Source organism: Chryseosolibacter indicum (genome assembly GCF_018598585.1).
GTDB lineage: Bacteria > Bacteroidota > Bacteroidia > Cytophagales > Cyclobacteriaceae > Chryseosolibacter > Chryseosolibacter indicus.
Window position 1 is genome coordinate 47,122 of record NZ_JAHESD010000028.1, and the last position, 16,357, is coordinate 63,478.

The following is a 16,357-nucleotide window of genomic DNA, read 5'->3' on the forward strand; positions in this document are numbered from 1 at the left end:
ATTATACACTATGCAATATAACGTTGTTGTTATTGGTTCTGGTCCTGGTGGTTATGTAGCCGCTATTCGCAGCGCCCAACTTGGATTTAAAACCGCTATCATTGAAAAGTATGACACATTAGGTGGTACTTGCCTGAACGTTGGATGTATTCCTTCAAAAGCTTTACTTGATTCTACAGAGCATTTTCACAATGCTAAAGAACATTTTGCTGAGCATGGTATTGACATCGAGGCGCCAAAGGTAAACCTTGAACAGATGATCAAGCGGAAAGGCGGCGTTGTTAAAGCCAACGTTGATGGTATTGCTTTTCTAATGAAGAAAAACAAAATCGATGTTCATACTGGCGTTGGATCTTTTGTAGATAAGAACACCATTAAGATAACCGCTAAGGATGGAAAGGAAACTTCCATAACTACCGATAAAGTAATTATTGCAACAGGTTCTAAACCTACGCCACTCCCGTTTGCACCTTTTGACAAGAAAAGAATTATATCAAGCACAGAGGCACTTGAACTGAAAGAAGTTCCTAAACACCTGATTGTTATTGGTGGTGGCGTAATTGGAATGGAGCTAGGTTCTGTATATGCACGTATTGGTTCTAAGGTTACTATTGTTGAGTTCCTGGATAGCGTCATCCCTACAATGGATGGCACAATGGGTAAGGAACTTCAAAAGGCAACAAAGAAACTGGGCTTTGATTTCTATCTTGGTCATAAAGTTACTGCTGTAGAAAATAAAGGCCCGGAAGTAGTGGTTAAGGCAGAAAGTAAGGATGGTAAATCTATTGAGCTCAAGGGTGACTACTGTCTAGTTTCTATAGGAAGAAGACCTTATACCGAAGGTCTTGGCTTAGATAAGGTAGGTATTGAAACTGTAAAGGGTCAGATTGTTGTTGATGCTCACCTTAAAACTAAGGTAGAGAACATTTACGCTATTGGAGACGTTGTTCGCGGAGCCATGCTTGCACACAAAGCTGAAGAAGAAGGTGTTTATGTTGCTGAGCAACTTGCAGGACAAAAACCACATGTCAACTATTTACTTATTCCGGGAGTAGTTTATACCTGGCCTGAAGTTTCAAGTGTTGGTTATACAGAAGAGCAATTAAAATCACAAGGGCGTGCATACAAAACTGGAAGCTTCCCTTACAAAGCTCTTGGACGCGCAAGAGCAAGTATGGATACCGATGGCTTGGTAAAAGTTCTTGCAGATAAAGAAACAGATGAAATTTTAGGAGTACATATTATAGGAGCTCGTGCAGCAGATATGATCGCCGCGGCAGTAACTGCAATGGAGTTCAGGGCTTCGGCAGAAGACGTAGCGCGTATGTCACATGCTCACCCTACATACATGGAAGCCGTTAAAGAGGCATGCTTGGCAGCAACAGCCAACAGACCTATCCACATGTAACAAATACATAAACACTTACACCTTTTAAGGTGTAAGTGTTTTCTTTCTAACCCAGAATTGTACTGTTGCACGTAGTGCTATTGTCAATACAACAGGAATTAAAGCATAATGCAGTTTTTGTGGTAGAATAGCCCAGCAAAGTATCAATATCACTGAAATAATCGCGGCAAATAAAAAGTAAGTGCTTAACCACCTAGGCTGCTTGATAAAAGCAATTACAGCTACCAGATGTGTTGGCAGAGCCCAGAGCAGATTCATATTCCTCGCGGCAGCCTGATGATCAGTGGCAATCCATAAGAATAATAGTAACAAGCCAATCATGCCGAGTACGGTAAACAGGGTTATGTCAAAGACATGTGTTATTCGTTGTTTTTTAAAATCACGATAGCTGATAAACACTGCAATTACGGAGAGTACACCAAAAACATAGAGCGGTTGAAAGAGGCCTTTTGAAAAGGTTTCTGGTGTTGACTCATAAACACTGTTCAATTTTGCTACCAATGGTTTCGTTTGGTTACCATCTTTTATGGTGGCATGCGCAAATGCAGATTCTACATAATCGGGTAGAAACATGTACTCTTGCGGCGCTGCTTTTTTATCCATTGGCAGGCCTAAGCAGATATCAATACCTAAGTCTCCCCAGGGTTGGTTTGTTAAATATAGGTCAGTTAACTCACGGATGGTATAATCAGTTTTAATATATGAACCGTCGAAATGAATGGAATCCTTGAAAACTTCTTTCACCACATCGCGCATTTTAGTAGCGCAGTTATTATAGAAGTAGTCGTAGCGGTAGTTTTCGTTTTCAGGTAATGCATTCCAGGAGAGGTAATCGTATAGTCTTTGTTTCTGGTTGCCCGACAAGTTCAGAACCTGTTCATGTACATATCTATTATGATAGATATAATAATATTCGAAGCGCTTATAATCGTATACCCCAAGTTTATAGTACAAATAACCTCTTGCAAAATTCAGGTAGAAGTTGGGCTGGTCAAAATCAAAGACGCCATAATTGTATGCTTCATCAATCCCATTAACAGGGTCATGTACGCGAAAAGCGCTGTGTCCAAATGCGGAATATAGTTCTCCCTGCCATGGACCACATGTTATGACAGAAATTTGTGCGTCTTCAGAAAGTGTTACCTGTCCGAAAGTGAGGCTGCAGATAAATAGCAGCGGAAGTAAAAGTATGCGCATAGTTAAAAACTAATGCAAGATAAGGGATAGTAAATAGTTATGCTGATCAATTTAGCTACTATCTTGCGTTATGGTTGGCAGTTTTTCTGATACCAAAAATATACTTTCGAAAACTAACTGGAGGCGCTTAAGAAATATAACGCAAATCTATTCCAGTTACCACTTTTCGCGTCTCATTAATAAGCCTTCTATAACGGGACTACCTATTAGTATTTCTATAGAGCCCACTACTTCTTGTAATCTGCGATGTCCAGAATGTCCAAGTGGCTTACGATCTTTTACAAGACCGACAGGAATGCTTCAGCAAAGCTTATTTGAAAGTACAATTGATCAATTGGCTGATACGCTTACGTATCTCACATTTTATTTTCAAGGAGAGCCTTACCTGCATCCTTCATTTTTAAAAATGGTTAACTATGCTTCACAAAGAGGAATATACACAGCCACATCAACCAATGGCCATTTCCTGAAAGATGAGGCAGCAAAAGCAACGGTACAATCCGGTCTCGATCGTCTTATTATATCTATTGATGGAACTACACAGGAAACGTACCAGTCCTATCGTGTAGGCGGCTCGTTAGAAAAAGTATTGGAAGGAACAAGAAACATCATAAAGTGGAAGCGTATGCTTCGCTCGCTATCACCACATATAGTGTTTCAGTTTCTTGTGGTAAAACCAAACGAGCACCAGATTAATGAAGTATATAGATTGGCAGAGGAGCTAGGTGTTGATCAGGTTGTGTTAAAAACGGCACAAATCTATAACTATGAAAACGGATCAGATCTTATTCCTTCTATTGAAAAATATTCAAGATATAAGCGAAACAACGATTCATCATATTCTATAAAAAATGAATTGCATAACAACTGCTGGAAAATGTGGCACAGTTGTGTAATTACCTGGGATGGAAAAGTAGTTCCCTGTTGTTTTGATAAGGACGGGAAGCATGTTTTAGGCGATCTACAAAAACAGTCGTTTGAGGAAATTTGGAAAGGAGAGCCTTATAACGCCTTTAGAAAATCATTGATGAAATCGCGGGCAGAAATCGAGATTTGTAAGAACTGTACCGAGGGAACGAAAGTGTGGGCTTAGAGACCTTTCTTTTTTAATTCCTTTTCGATAGCAGCAAAGTCGACAGCACCGCATTTGCCGCACCCAGTCGCACACGAAGATTTACTTTTGAATTGATTATAGATTAGCCGGCCTAGATAGAAAGCGGCAGCTACGAAAATCAATACAACTATAATCTGCTGAATCATAAGGTAAAAATAACGAATTCAGGTATTAAACATTCTGATAATCATAATAATTCTAAGTGTCCGCTGGCGAACTATAGTGAACAGTTTTAACTGACTTTTCAGTTAAAAAACCTTCAAATTCAATTGATTTTAAGGTTTTAATTGTGGCACCTGTATTGAAAGGATTGGGGGGAGACTTTTTACTATGCTTAGGAATTATTTAAAAACTGCCTTTCGTAATCTTGCTCGCCAAAAAGGAACTACTTTAATTAATGTATCTGGTCTTACCTTAGGGATAACCTGTAGTCTAATCCTGTTTCTTTTAGTAAAACATCTATCGAGCTTCGATAACTACCATACAAATAAGGATAGAATTTATCGTGTAGTCTCGAACTCTGACGGAAACAATGGAAAGTCGTATACCCCAGGCGTGCCATCTGTTCTTCCGGATGCATTTCGTAATGATTTTCCTGAGGCAGAAGAGGTAACTTTTACTTCTTACAGGTCTGGAGCTATGATTACGATTCCGCAACGAAATGATGTTCCTAAGAAATATAACGAAGAGGCAGGTGTTGTATTCGCCCAGCCTAACTTCTTTAAGATTTTCGATCGAAAGATGTTGATAGGCAATGCTACAAAAGGACTCGATGACCCTAATGAAGCCATCATATCCCTATCACTTGCGAAGAAATACTTTGGTAGGGAAGACGTAATAGGAGAGATCGTGAAATATGACACGATGGAATATAAGATTACGGGTATTATGGAAGATCACCCCAATAATACTGATCTCCCTTTCAGCCTTATGTTATCTTATATAACAATTAAGAAAGCCTCGGAAGCAAATGGTTGGGGAAGTATCTGGAGCGATGAACATTGCTATATTCTGTTGAAAGAAGGTGAGCATGCCTCTGCTATTCAAAGTCGAATACCTGCATTCGTGCAGAAGTATTATGGAGACGATAACTTCTCTCATCAAACATTTGAACTTCAACCTTTACAGGATCTTCATTTCAATAACCAATATGAAACGTATACATACAGTACGTCACCTAAAGAAACGTTGGTAGCCCTAAGTATTATTGCTGCATTCCTTATTGTAACAGCCTGTATCAACTTTATAAACTTGACAACAGCAGAAGCTATAAAGCGTTCTAAAGAGGTTGGTATTCGTAAATCGTTAGGGAGTACAAGGGCTCAATTGATAGCACAATTCTTAGGTGAGACTACGGCAATCACGGTAGTTGCTATGCTTCTGGCTTTAGGATTAACGCAAATCACCCTTTCTTTCCTTAACACATTTTTGGAGCTACAACTTGCTCTCAATTTTTCTTCTGATGGATTGTTATGGGCATTCATTATTGGTGTAACGTCTGTTGTTGCTTTATTATCTGGGTTATATCCGGCTTTTGTGATTTCAGGATACCGGCCTGCACTGGCGCTTAAAAACCAGATCGGTAATAAAAATTCTTCTGGCTATAGCCTACGCAGAGGATTGGTTGTTTTTCAATTTGTGATTTCCCAGTTCTTGATAATCGGCACTATTGTACTGGTGAGTCAGATGAATTATTTCAAGAAGAAAGAACTTGGTTTCAGAAAAGATGCCGTTGTACTGGTTCCAATTCCTGTTGTTGAAAAACCCACTTTTAAAAAGGGAGCAAGCAAGATGAGAACGCTTCGTGAAGAGGTTTCAGTGTTGCCAGGTGTTGAACTGGCAAGTTTAAGCAGCACCCCTCCCTCTTCTGGTTCTGTAAGTGGAACCCGCTTCACATTCGAAGGAGAGGAACAAAAAGACAGGAAGCGGGCACAGGTAAAACTGATCGATGGTAATTACATTAATCTGTATGATCTGAAACTCATTGCAGGGTCGGGACTGGAAGATCTTGATACAGCAAGAGGATTTCTTGTAAATGAACAACTTCTTAAAACGTCTCAAATAGAAAATCCTCAGGATATAATCGGAAGAAAAATAAGAATGTGGGGTAAAACGTTGCCAGTGGTGGGTGTAGTAAAGAACTTTCACACAGTATCACTTCGTAGTCCGATAGAGCCTACCATAATGTTGAATGATCTGGAAGAATATGAAACATTATCTCTTAAAGTAAATCCGGCACAGTTTCAAAACGTGATTAACGAAGTAAAGACAAAGTGGGAAGCTGCTTATCCTGAACATATATTCGATTATCAATTTCTAGACGAACACATCAGAGAATTTTATGAAGGTGAAGAGCGAATGTCTATTATGCTGACTGTCTTTACTTCTATTGCTATTTTCATCGGATGTCTTGGCTTGTTTGGACTCGCTACATTCATGGCTAATCAGAAGACAAAAGAAATTGGCATACGCAAAGTGATGGGTGCATCAGTAGAAAGTATCGTTGTTCTTTTCTCTAAAGAGTTCGTTAAGCTAATTGTCTTGGGTTTTGTTATTGCAGCTCCATTAGCATGGTATATCATGAATCAATACCTCAATGATTTTGAATATAAAATTACAATAGGGGTGGAGATATTTGGTATTGCTCTGGGGATTACGCTTTCAATTGCAGTTTTAACAGTCGGCTATAAATCACTAAAGGCGGCAATTTTAAATCCCGTTAAAGCATTACGATACGAATAAAGCTTTTACTTATACTTTTCTGTTAATGAACCCTTCAGGAGACGCCTGAAGGGTTTGTTTTTTTATTCTATAGACCTTTTAAGTATTCAATACCATCTTGGTTTTAGGTCAACACCACTGTCAATAAGTACTTGCTTGAAACGAGTAAGATTCGATTCTTCTTCAGAAATCCATAAATCAAGGTCTTCGGTAGCACGAATAAGCCATGATAAGCAACTGCAAAATCACTCACTAATAAATACTTCACATTAGCAGTCTCAAGATGTTTAAGAAACAAAAGGACTCCATCATTGTCCAGATCTATTGCGGCCATTGGCTGATGATTAGGGTTTGCATTGCGAAAAGCAACAGCTATTCGATTTGCCTTCGAAAATCTTTTGAGTTTCTGATAGTATTCGTTTGTCTTCTCAACCTGCATAACAAAGTTATGCAAAAATTACTATTTCGGTCGAAGAGAGGAAGGAGTTGAATTTGCGAGGCTATAAAAAAATAACTGCAGAGACTATGCTGTATACTCTCTGCAGTTACTAATATACAAATAGAATGTTACTTCACATCTGGAGTTACGCGTTGTTCTCTGTTTGCAAGTTCCCACGCTGTATAGAATACAAGTTGAGCTCTTTTCGCCAGGAGGTCGAATTCAATCTTGCTCACTTCATCGCTGGGTTTGTGGTAGTCTTCATGAATACCATCAAAGTAGAAGATGATAGGAATGTTATTCTTTGCAAAGTTCCAGTGGTCTGAGCGATAGTATAAACGATCAGGGTGGTTTTGGTCGTTATAGGTATAATCGAAAATCAGGTTTGTATACGTCTTGTTTGTAGACTCACTGATGTTGTTTAGCTCAGAAGAAAGTTTATCAGCGCCGATTACATAAACATAAGGCGCACTATCCTTATGCTGCGGGTCTCTTCTGCCAACCATGTCAATGTTGAGGTTAACAACAGTATTCGCTAATGGAAAAATTGGATGCTGTGTATAGTAGTCAGATCCGAGTAGTCCTTTTTCTTCACCTGTAACGTTCATAAACAGGATGCTTCTGCGCGGCCCTTTACCCTCTTTCTTTGCCTGGGCAAAAACTTTAGCCAGTTGCATAACAGATACTGTTCCTGAGCCATCATCATCAGCACCATTATTAATTAAATCGCCTTCACCGCTTTTTAGTTTTCCAATGTGGTCATAGTGAGAAGTAATGACAACCAGTTCATCTTTCTTGTCCGTTCCCTCCATGTATCCCAACACGTTCTCAGTTTTCAGGCTTTTAACATCAAGAGCAGTTTTATACGAAAGCTTGCCAGTTTTTATTTTGGAGTAACCTTTCCCTGCTTCTACTGACTTATTTAACTTGTCGATTGTAGTGTTCAATGCTTTTTCAGCTACTGTAGGAGCAATAAAGAAAACACCCGCGTTATTCGAATTGCCCTGAGGTTTGTTAAGAGACAGAACACCGTTTGATAAATACGATCGGAATTGAGATACAAGGTTTTTAAATTCGTCAGCATTTGAATGGCAGAAAAATGTCATTTTAGCACCTTGCGCTTTCGCGGTTTCCAGAGAACTTCTGAAACTTTCTCCAGGGCCTAGCAGTATTAAAACACCTTTATCTTTTATATCCAGTTTTTCATAATCTTCTTTGCGACCCTTACCTGCAAAAACCACGGGAATAGATACTTCACCACCAGAGTCTGCGGTTCCATAATAAGCGATATCTGTAAAGTTGTTAAAAACTTCAGATCCTACCTTAACATAAATATCCCCAGGTATTGAAGTAAACAATTCAACAGGCTGGTAATAATCTCCGTTAACAGGGCCTGTCAGACCCAACTCTTCATAATGTGCTTTAAGGAAGGCGGCCGCCATTTTCTGACCTCTTTTACCGGTTTCCCTGCCTTCCATAGCGTCAGAAGCAAGAATGGTTAAGTTACTTTTTAAATCATCAATGGTAATCATGCTTCCATACTGTTGAGCAACAGGATCTTGTGCCTGTAGCTGTATTAAAACAGAGAGAAAACTTATTACCCCTAAAAGTTTCAATTTCATACGTTACTCGATTAAGGTTAATCGTCAAAGCTACGGGAGAATTCACTGATTTTTAAGTTGGTTTTTAAGGTTTTGAAATTTTTTACACGATTGGTAAAAACAAGCAAACGTTATTTATTCAGAACCTGTTAATTCTGTGTGTTTCCTCATTACCTTTGCGGCAATCTTGAGTAGAGACAACCACTAGAAATTGCATATCAATGAAAATAGACTCGCATTACACTGAAAAATTCGAATCCCGACACATTGGACCGGACGCTCAACAGACGGAAGAAATGCTTAAAACCATCGGAGTAGCTTCTATAGATCAGCTCATCGATGAAACCATTCCTTCTGCAATTCGCTTGAAAAAGCCATTGAATTTGCCAAAAGCACTTTCGGAATTTGAGTTTATTCAGGAGTTCAAAAAAATAGCTTCTAAGAACAAAGTATTCAAGTCTTTTATTGGGACTGGCTACTATAATACAATTACCCCACCTGTCATTCTCAGAAATATTCTCGAAAATCCAGGTTGGTATACCGCCTATACTCCCTACCAGGCAGAGATAGCACAGGGCAGGCTAGAGGCCTTGATCAATTATCAAACCATGGTGATCGATCTTACTGGGATGGAAATTGCAAATGCATCTTTATTGGATGAGGCAACTGCCGCTGCTGAAGCCCTTCACCTTATGTATGCATCGCGTAAGGCGTCTAAGAAAGCAGCACATAAATTCTTTGTTGATCAAAATACATTTCCGCAAACTATTGATGTATTGAAAACCCGTTCTACCCCGATAGGTGTAGAATTGGTGATCGGTGACTTAACTAAGCTGGATTTGACAGATAAAGACCTGTTTGCTGTTCTTATCCAAAATCCTGATAATAATGGAGCTGTTAAGGATCATACTTCTTTAATAGAATCGGCACATGAGAAAGATATAAATGTAGTTGTAGCCGCTGATTTAATGAGTTTACTGCTTGTTAAGTCGCCCGGAGAAATGGGGGCTGATGTGGTTGTCGGTTCGTCCCAGCGTTTTGGCGTGCCGATGGGCTTTGGCGGACCTCATGCAGCTTTCTTTGCTACTAAAGAAGATTTTAAAAGACAAATGCCGGGAAGGATAATTGGTGCTTCAATTGATTCATCAGGAAATCCAGGTTACCGCATGGCCTTGCAAACGCGCGAGCAACACATCAGAAGAGAGAAGGCTACCTCAAATATTTGTACGGCTCAGGTACTCCTTTCAGTAATGGCTGGCATGTATACGGTGTATCATGGACCAGAAGGTTTAAGGAAAATAGCAGGAAGAATTCATGGTCTTGCCCGTACCCTTGAGACGGGTTTAAAAGGCCTTGGTCTAAAGCAAGTTAATGAGCAGTACTTTGACACGTTAAAGATTGCTGTAAGTGATGCAAAAGCATTAAAAGCAGAAGCTGAAAAGAGACAAATCAACTTCCGTTACTTTAGTGATAACCATGTAGGTATTTCATTGGATGAAACAACATCACATGAAGATGTAAAAGCAATTGTTGAACTATTTGCTGCAGCAAATGGAAAGCAAGCTCCTGTTAATAATACAAATGGTCTGGAGTTAAACTGGCCTGCGTCTTTGGTGAGAAAGTCATCATACCTCACGCATCCTGTTTTTAATGCACACCATTCGGAACATGAAATGCTCCGTTACATCAAGCGTCTCGAAAACAAAGATCTTTCCATGGTTCATTCAATGATCTCGTTAGGATCTTGTACCATGAAGCTTAATGCTACCACTGAAATGATTCCCGTAACATGGCCTGAGCTTGGAGGTATACATCCTTTTGCACCTGCCGATCAGACACTGGGTTATCAGGAGCTTACTACTAATCTTGAAAACTGGTTAAAAGAGATAACAGGGTTTACAGGTGTATCTTTACAACCTAACAGTGGTGCCCAAGGCGAGTACGCTGGCCTTATGGTTATTCGTGCTTATCACGAAAACAGAAATGAAGGACACAGAAATATATCACTGATTCCTGCATCGGCACACGGAACTAACCCTGCAAGTGCTGTAATGGCAGGTATGGATGTAGTTGTAGTAAAGTCTGACGCTGAAGGAAAGATTGATGTTGCCGATCTTAAAGCAAAAGCTGAACAATATAAAGACACACTTTCTTGTCTGATGGTAACATACCCATCAACACATGGTGTGTTTGAAGAATCCATAACAGAGATATGTGCAACTATTCATCAATATGGCGGACTGGTGTACATGGACGGAGCTAATATGAATGCGCAGGTAGGGCTAACATCGCCTGCCAACATTGGTGCAGATGTTTGTCACCTTAACCTTCATAAAACATTTTGTATTCCTCACGGTGGTGGTGGACCTGGCATGGGACCTATCTGTGTCAATGATAAGCTTAAGCCATTCCTTCCAGGACATGCAGTAGTTAAAACAGGTGGTGAAAAAGCAATTAACGCTGTATCTGCAGCCCCTTGGGGTAGTGCAAGTATCCTTGCGATCTCTTATGCTTATATCGCCATGATGGGCAGTGAAGGATTGACGAATGCAACACGGTATGCCATTCTTAATGCCAATTACATTAAAGATAGACTTAAAGGCGACTTTAAAATTCTTTATACAGGATCGAAAGGGAGATGTGCGCACGAAATGATTGTAGACTGCCGCGACTTCAAGAAGGCAGGAATTGAAGTAGAAGATATTGCCAAGCGTTTAATGGATTATGGTTTCCATGCGCCTACTGTTTCTTTCCCGGTAGCAGGAACGTTAATGATTGAGCCTACTGAAAGCGAACCTAAAGAAGAGCTTGACCGCTTTATTGATGCGCTTATCGAGATCAGAAATGAGATCAGAGAAGTAGAAGAAGGCAAGGCAGATAAAGAGAACAACGTACTTAAAAACGCTCCTCATACTGCTGCGTTAGTAACTGCAGATAATTGGGATAAACCTTATAGCAGACAAAAGGCGGCATATCCGCTGGCTTTTGTACGTGAGACGAAGTTCTGGCCTGCCGTAGGAAGGGTTGATAATGCGTATGGCGATAGAAATCTTGTATGTAGTTGCTTGCCTATAGAAGCATATTCTAAAAAGGAAGAAACTGTAACATTGTAATAAAATTTTCTACGAAGACGCCTGCCCATGTGCAGGCGTTTTTATTTTAAGTTTTGCGAACATGAATGTAACCGCAAGAAAAGGTGTATTAGTGGCTCTATGTTTTGTGGCTTTATGCGTCGAAGGGTTTGCACAGAAAAAGGCGTATACGGGCTTCCCTTCATTGGTATGGCCCAAGCTGTATGAAACTACTTTCGTAAAAGCACATGATGCCAATGGTGAGTATGAGAAACCTGTTTTTAAAGAATCAGTAAAAACATTGTCAGGAAAGACAATTGCATTGCCGGGTTACATGGTTCCTTTTGAGAATGGAATAAAGGGTAAACACTTCATGCTTTCGTCGCTGCCATTAAATGCATGTTTCTTTTGTGGCGTAGGAGGCCCGGAGACAGTGGTTGAGGTTTTCCTTAAGGAAGAAGTTACGTATACGGAAAAGCCCATTGAAGTTGAGGGAACACTGATTCTCAACGATAAAAACCCAGATCAGATGATCTACGTTTTAAAGAACGCCGTTATTACTGGCGAAGCAGGATTCTAAATCCTATGTTTAGGGGATAGGTAGAATGCATAAAGCCAGTTATCTTTCTACGCTCTTAAAACTGATTATGAAATACCTACTGGCTACTTCCTTCCTATTCTTTATTTCCTGTTTTTCTTTTGCACAGCATACTTCTGATAAAAGATTGCAGAGCCTTGTTAATGCAGAGCTCGCTTTTAGTAATCTGGCTAAGGAGAAAAATACAAGAGAAGCATTTCTCACATTTCTATCAGACAGTGCCATTACTTTTGGTCCTGGTATTCGCAAAGGCAAAAAACCTTACCAGGATCAAAAACCAAACGATGCTTGGTTGTATTGGTATCCGGTATACTCGGATATCTCTGCGTCTAGAGATTTTGGATTTAACACGGGGCCCTGGGAATTCAGGCCTCGTAAAACTGACGAGAAAGCTGTAGCCTTCGGGCATTTTGTTACTATGTGGCAGAAGCAGAACGATGGTAAATGGAAAGCCCTTATTGACATTGGCATTAGTCATGCGCAATTGCCTGAAAAGCCAGCATGGAAAACATCAACAATAACACTTAAGAAAAATAGCAGTGCTGGCTTGACAAAGCAGGAGATGATTGAAATCGAAAGTACTTTTATCAAATCACTGACAACAGAAGGCCATACAGCATATAACACAGTACTCTCATCAGAAGCTCGGCTATATCGTGATGGAAATATTCCGTTTACTTCCCCTGCCGAGATTACACAGTATCTTACTAATCAAACCACGGTACCAATCTACGAAGCTATTGATGGCGCAGTAGCTCCATCTGGCGACCTTGCCTATGTATACGGCACAGCAGAAGTTGAAGTAACCAAAGAAGGAAGCACTGAAAAGAAACAAGCGTATTATATGCGTATCTGGAAGAGGGAGAATACAAACTGGAAAGTTGTATTGGATATCTTAACGTTATAAAAAGCAACCCATCCTGACCTCGATCACAAGATCAAGGATGGGAGTGTTTTTTATAAACCGTGCTGATCAATAAGATAAGTGAGGGCAGCCATAGCTGCAGCACCGAACTCGAGCTCGCGTTGGTTTACTTTATCAAACGTATCTTCTTTTGTATGGTGATAGTTGAAGTAGCGTTGTGAGTCAGGAAGGAATCCGAAAAGCGGAACGTTTTGATTTGCTAATGGCCCAATATCTGCACCTCCTCCTTGTTGATCAAAATCCGTTAATCCAAAAGGTTCAAGTAATGGTTTCCATGCTTTAACTTTCGCCACCACATTCTCAGGAGCACTCATTGTAAATCCGCGAGGTGTAAATCCGCCACGGTCTGATTCCATTGCTGCAAGATGTTTTTCTTTCTTCAGTTCAGATTGCTTGGCATATTCAATGCCTCCACGTAAGCCATTTTCTTCATTCATATACATTACTGCCCGAATGGTGCGAAGTGGCTTATACCCAATTGCTTTAAATAGACGAATAACTTCCATAGCCTGAACACAACCTGCGCCATCATCATGCGCGCCTTGCGACAAATCCCAGGAGTCAAGATGACCACTTACTACAATAATCTCTTCCGGGTGTAGTGAACCTTTAATCTCACCAATAACATTGAAAGAAGGTGCATCGGGAAATGTCTGACAATGTGTTTCAAAATAAAACTGAAGATCTCTTTCTTCTTTCAATAACCTACTTAGTAATTCAGCATCTTTAGTGCTAATAGCCACAGCAGGAATTTGCGGAATGTTAGGTGCATAGCGCAAGCCACCTGTGTGTGGGTAATCTTCGAGGGTTGAACCCATGGAACGAATAATAGCGCCTACGGCACCATACTTTGCAGCTTCTGATGGCCCTGAAGCACGTTGGTCTACCGCTCCACTATAAGCAGTAAATGTATTGATCTTGGTAGCGTCCATGGGCCTGTTAAAGAATACGATCTTACCTTGAATGTTTCTTTGGCCAAGCTGTTTAAGTTCATCAAAGTTCTTCACCTCCACTACATTTGCTGTTACGCCTGCAGCGCCAGTGCCAACGGAGCCACCCAATGCACAAATGCTCATGTCGATGGTGCCTCTTTTTCTTGAATTAGTTACTTTTCCTATTTCCTGTGCTCCGCGTACCCAGTGTGGTACCTTTACGGGTTGCAACCAAACAGAATCAGCAAAGTCAAGCATGGTGTGTCTCGTCCAATCAACAGCTGCAGCAGCACCCGGAGAACCGCTAAGCCTGGCACCTATTTTTGTTGCCAGGTACTCAAGCATCTGGTATGACTTTCCGTTCGTTAATTCCTGATCGAAAATTTTCTTGATGGTTGCTTCATCTTGATTTTGCGCCTGAAGTAAATAGCCGGAAAAACAGAAGATGAAAAGCAGGGTTAGTTTTTGCATAAAGGTTAGTTGGATAATTGTGCATTCTTTAAAATATACATATGATGGTCAGGGTCGGAGTCGTTTAAAACCAGCGTTCCTTCCATCACTACTTGTTTGGTTGTAAAATCAATCTTCTTACTCGTTTCAATTTCTATCACTGTTTCAGGGCCTGCTCCTCCGCAGAAATAACAAACGTTAAAAGGCAACGACGACAGCATAAACTTTTGTTGCGCACCTATCTCGCTTAAGGGAATAATGTATCCCTTTATCTTCACTTGTTTCTTTTCGTAGAACCTGATGTGATCATTAAATACAGGCTTCTCCATTTCATATCCATTGGCATCAGTGCTTTTATTCATCTTTACTTCTGCCAACACATGCCAGAGGTTAACCTGTGCCGATGCCAGAAAAGGAAACAGGGTAAAGATAGCGTACAGAACAATTCTTAAAGGTAGTGTTGCGCCTCGTGTGGTGTGAACCATTCTTTTAATTCACAGGTTTTAATTGTTATTAAATCGTTTTCGCCTAATATTGCCAGGTACAGATTGTAAAAATAACATAGTATGGCTTTTCTTTTCGAAACTTTTGATGGATGGAGAAATTACTGCAAAGAGAAAAATTTGTCTTTGGCAGAAGTGGTGATGGAGTACGAGTGTGAGCAAAAAGGACGAACTAAAGAGCAAATCTGGGAAGGGCTATCGCGCGCATGGGACGTAATGAAAGATGCAGTACATACCGGACTTGAAGAAGACATGACCTCACGGTCGGGCATGATCAATAACGGAGCAAAAAAAGTATTTCGTTTTCCTAAAGCTGTTCTTTCTAAAGAATTTCAAAATCTTATTTCACGGGCACTGGCAGCTAAGGAAGTTAATTCTTGTATGGGCCGCATTGTTGCAGCGCCTACCGCAGGTGCCAGCGGCATCATGCCAGGTGTTTTATATACACTACAGGAGATCCATGCTATAGAAGATAAAAAGATTCTTGAAGCCATGCTTGTGTCCGCAGGTATTGCCCTTATCATCGAGCAACGTGCTTCACTTGCAGGTGCGGTAGGTGGATGCCAGGCAGAGACGGGCAGTGCGGCAGCCATGGCTTCAGGTGCTATTGTTTATTGCCTTGAAGGAACAAACGACCAGGTGTTCAACGCAGTTGCCATAACTATACAATGCATGCTGGGGCTGGTGTGTGATCCTGTAGCGGGGTTGGTTGAAGTTCCTTGTGTGGTGCGTAATGCAAGCGCCGCAGCCATCGCCAATAGTTCGGCGCAAATAGCCCTGGCCGATGTAAGCAGTGTTATTCCTGTTGACGAAGTCATAGATGCTATGGGCGAGATCGGCGCAAGCATGGAGACGCGCTATAAAGAAACAGCCCTCGGCGGACTGGCCGCAACAACAACTGGTCAGCGTATAGCTAAAAAAGTACTGATCCGGGATATTGAGATATTACCCGACGAAGAAAACGTGAGCTAGTTACTGGATGAAGTCAGGCAGTATCTTATTACCGAAAAAGTAAATCGCCATACTTATTACCACAGACCAGAACGAAGCGCTTAGGAACATATAAAAGATAATCTTATCCTTGGGGCTGCCCGAACTAATGGCTAATAATGTACCTCCTATAGGTGTAAGTATAATCGGCGTAAGTAGAGCCACACCAGGTAATCCATACTTCTTCCAGATGTTTGCAAAGCGCTTATTACTTCCGGGTTTATTTTGTTTTTTTATAAATCGCGAAAGCACTTTTTCTTTAAACCAGTTTCCTGAATACGTAAACATGAAGACAACCGTCATCATGCCAAATACAGTGCTTAGGATGGTTGTTAAAAGATTCAACCCTGCCGCATATCCGCCTACAGGTCCCAGAATAAACTTAAGCATGCTGGATAAGTAAACAGG

14 protein-coding genes are annotated in these 16,357 nt (G+C 40.7%); 7 read left to right on the forward strand and 7 right to left on the reverse strand.

Annotated elements, in window-relative coordinates; genetic code table 11:
• The first annotated feature begins 10 nt into the window (after nucleotides 1-10).
• Nucleotides 11-1,408, forward strand: a complete 1,398-nt coding sequence (gene lpdA / locus KK060_RS13320; protein ID WP_254154237.1) for a dihydrolipoyl dehydrogenase — start codon at nucleotides 11-13, stop codon at nucleotides 1,406-1,408.
• A 24-nt stretch (nucleotides 1,409-1,432) separates the two neighbouring features.
• Here the strand turns inward: lpdA and KK060_RS13325 are convergent, their stop codons facing one another.
• A complete protein-coding gene (locus tag KK060_RS13325; protein WP_254154238.1) occupies nucleotides 1,433-2,605 on the reverse strand; it encodes a lipoprotein N-acyltransferase Lnb domain-containing protein in 1,173 nt (390 codons plus the stop codon).
• Between the two features lie 70 nt (nucleotides 2,606-2,675).
• Here KK060_RS13325 and KK060_RS13330 point away from each other — a divergent pair, with 70 nt between their 5' ends.
• Nucleotides 2,676-3,698, forward strand: a complete 1,023-nt coding sequence (locus KK060_RS13330; RefSeq protein ID WP_254154239.1) for an SPASM domain-containing protein — start codon at nucleotides 2,676-2,678, stop codon at nucleotides 3,696-3,698.
• On the opposite strand, the gene KK060_RS13335 is transcribed toward KK060_RS13330, so the two are convergent.
• Complete coding sequence (locus KK060_RS13335) at nucleotides 3,695-3,865, reverse strand: FeoB-associated Cys-rich membrane protein (protein WP_254154240.1); 171 nt, start codon at nucleotides 3,863-3,865, stop codon at nucleotides 3,695-3,697. The two genes, KK060_RS13330 and KK060_RS13335, sit on opposite strands and share 4 nt — an antisense overlap.
• A 184-nt stretch (nucleotides 3,866-4,049) precedes the next feature.
• Between KK060_RS13335 and KK060_RS13340 the strand changes: the two genes are divergently transcribed.
• Nucleotides 4,050-6,461, forward strand: a complete 2,412-nt coding sequence (locus KK060_RS13340; RefSeq protein ID WP_254154241.1) for an ABC transporter permease — start codon at nucleotides 4,050-4,052, stop codon at nucleotides 6,459-6,461.
• A gap of 103 nt (nucleotides 6,462-6,564) precedes the next feature.
• On the opposite strand, the gene KK060_RS13345 is transcribed toward KK060_RS13340, so the two are convergent.
• Nucleotides 6,565-6,879 (reverse strand): hypothetical protein, encoded by a 315-nt coding sequence (locus tag KK060_RS13345; RefSeq protein ID WP_254154242.1) that lies wholly within the window; start codon nucleotides 6,877-6,879, stop codon nucleotides 6,565-6,567.
• Between the two features lie 128 nt (nucleotides 6,880-7,007).
• Nucleotides 7,008-8,501, reverse strand: coding sequence for a M28 family peptidase (locus KK060_RS13350; RefSeq protein ID WP_254154243.1), 1,494 nt, complete (start codon nucleotides 8,499-8,501; stop codon nucleotides 7,008-7,010).
• A gap of 200 nt (nucleotides 8,502-8,701) precedes the next feature.
• Here KK060_RS13350 and gcvP point away from each other — a divergent pair, with 200 nt between their 5' ends.
• The 3 genes from gcvP to KK060_RS13365 all read left to right on the forward strand — a co-directional run bounded on the left by gcvP (nucleotide 8,702) and on the right by KK060_RS13365 (nucleotide 13,056).
• Nucleotides 8,702-11,593, forward strand: a complete 2,892-nt coding sequence (gcvP, locus tag KK060_RS13355) for an aminomethyl-transferring glycine dehydrogenase (protein WP_254154244.1) — start codon at nucleotides 8,702-8,704, stop codon at nucleotides 11,591-11,593.
• 61 nt (nucleotides 11,594-11,654) lie between these two features.
• Nucleotides 11,655-12,131: a DUF3299 domain-containing protein gene (locus KK060_RS13360; RefSeq protein WP_254154245.1), complete on the forward strand. Its 477-nt coding sequence runs from the start codon at nucleotides 11,655-11,657 to the stop codon at nucleotides 12,129-12,131.
• A gap of 67 nt (nucleotides 12,132-12,198) precedes the next feature.
• The gene (locus KK060_RS13365; protein WP_254154246.1) at nucleotides 12,199-13,056 is read left to right on the forward strand and encodes a nuclear transport factor 2 family protein; all 858 of its coding nucleotides are present in this window, start codon (nucleotides 12,199-12,201) and stop codon (nucleotides 13,054-13,056) included.
• 50 nt (nucleotides 13,057-13,106) lie between these two features.
• Here the strand turns inward: KK060_RS13365 and KK060_RS13370 are convergent, their stop codons facing one another.
• Both KK060_RS13370 and KK060_RS13375 read right to left on the reverse strand, forming a co-directional pair.
• Nucleotides 13,107-14,477, reverse strand: coding sequence for a M28 family peptidase (locus KK060_RS13370; RefSeq protein ID WP_254154247.1), 1,371 nt, complete (start codon nucleotides 14,475-14,477; stop codon nucleotides 13,107-13,109).
• Nucleotides 14,478-14,482: 5 nt separating this feature from the next.
• Entirely contained in the window at nucleotides 14,483-14,941 is a 459-nt protein-coding gene (locus tag KK060_RS13375) for a hypothetical protein (RefSeq protein WP_254154248.1), read from the reverse strand.
• Nucleotides 14,942-15,022: 81 nt separating this feature from the next.
• Here KK060_RS13375 and sdaAA point away from each other — a divergent pair, with 81 nt between their 5' ends.
• Entirely contained in the window at nucleotides 15,023-15,931 is a 909-nt protein-coding gene (gene sdaAA / locus KK060_RS13380; RefSeq protein ID WP_254154249.1) for an L-serine ammonia-lyase, iron-sulfur-dependent, subunit alpha, read from the forward strand.
• Here sdaAA and KK060_RS13385 read toward each other — a convergent pair.
• On the reverse strand, nucleotides 15,932-16,357 hold a 426-nt coding region (locus tag KK060_RS13385; protein WP_254154250.1), incomplete at its 5' end, for a hypothetical protein.

Bases quoted from the DNA above. Each gene is read 5' to 3' on its own strand.
- lpdA (WP_254154237.1), top strand. From the start codon at position 11: ATGCAATATAACGTTGTTGTTATTGGTTCTGGTCCTGGTGGTTATGTA.
- KK060_RS13325 (WP_254154238.1), bottom strand. From the start codon at position 2,605: ATGCGCATACTTTTACTTCCGCTGCTATTTATCTGCAGCCTCACTTTC.
- KK060_RS13330 (WP_254154239.1), top strand. From the start codon at position 2,676: ATGGTTGGCAGTTTTTCTGATACCAAAAATATACTTTCGAAAACTAAC.
- KK060_RS13335 (WP_254154240.1), bottom strand. From the start codon at position 3,865: ATGATTCAGCAGATTATAGTTGTATTGATTTTCGTAGCTGCCGCTTTC.
- KK060_RS13340 (WP_254154241.1), top strand. From the start codon at position 4,050: ATGCTTAGGAATTATTTAAAAACTGCCTTTCGTAATCTTGCTCGCCAA.
- KK060_RS13345 (WP_254154242.1), bottom strand. From the start codon at position 6,879: ATGCAGGTTGAGAAGACAAACGAATACTATCAGAAACTCAAAAGATTT.
- KK060_RS13350 (WP_254154243.1), bottom strand. From the start codon at position 8,501: ATGAAATTGAAACTTTTAGGGGTAATAAGTTTTCTCTCTGTTTTAATA.
- gcvP (WP_254154244.1), top strand. From the start codon at position 8,702: ATGAAAATAGACTCGCATTACACTGAAAAATTCGAATCCCGACACATT.
- KK060_RS13360 (WP_254154245.1), top strand. From the start codon at position 11,655: ATGAATGTAACCGCAAGAAAAGGTGTATTAGTGGCTCTATGTTTTGTG.
- KK060_RS13365 (WP_254154246.1), top strand. From the start codon at position 12,199: ATGAAATACCTACTGGCTACTTCCTTCCTATTCTTTATTTCCTGTTTT.
- KK060_RS13370 (WP_254154247.1), bottom strand. From the start codon at position 14,477: ATGCAAAAACTAACCCTGCTTTTCATCTTCTGTTTTTCCGGCTATTTA.
- KK060_RS13375 (WP_254154248.1), bottom strand. From the start codon at position 14,941: ATGGTTCACACCACACGAGGCGCAACACTACCTTTAAGAATTGTTCTG.
- sdaAA (WP_254154249.1), top strand. From the start codon at position 15,023: ATGGCTTTTCTTTTCGAAACTTTTGATGGATGGAGAAATTACTGCAAA.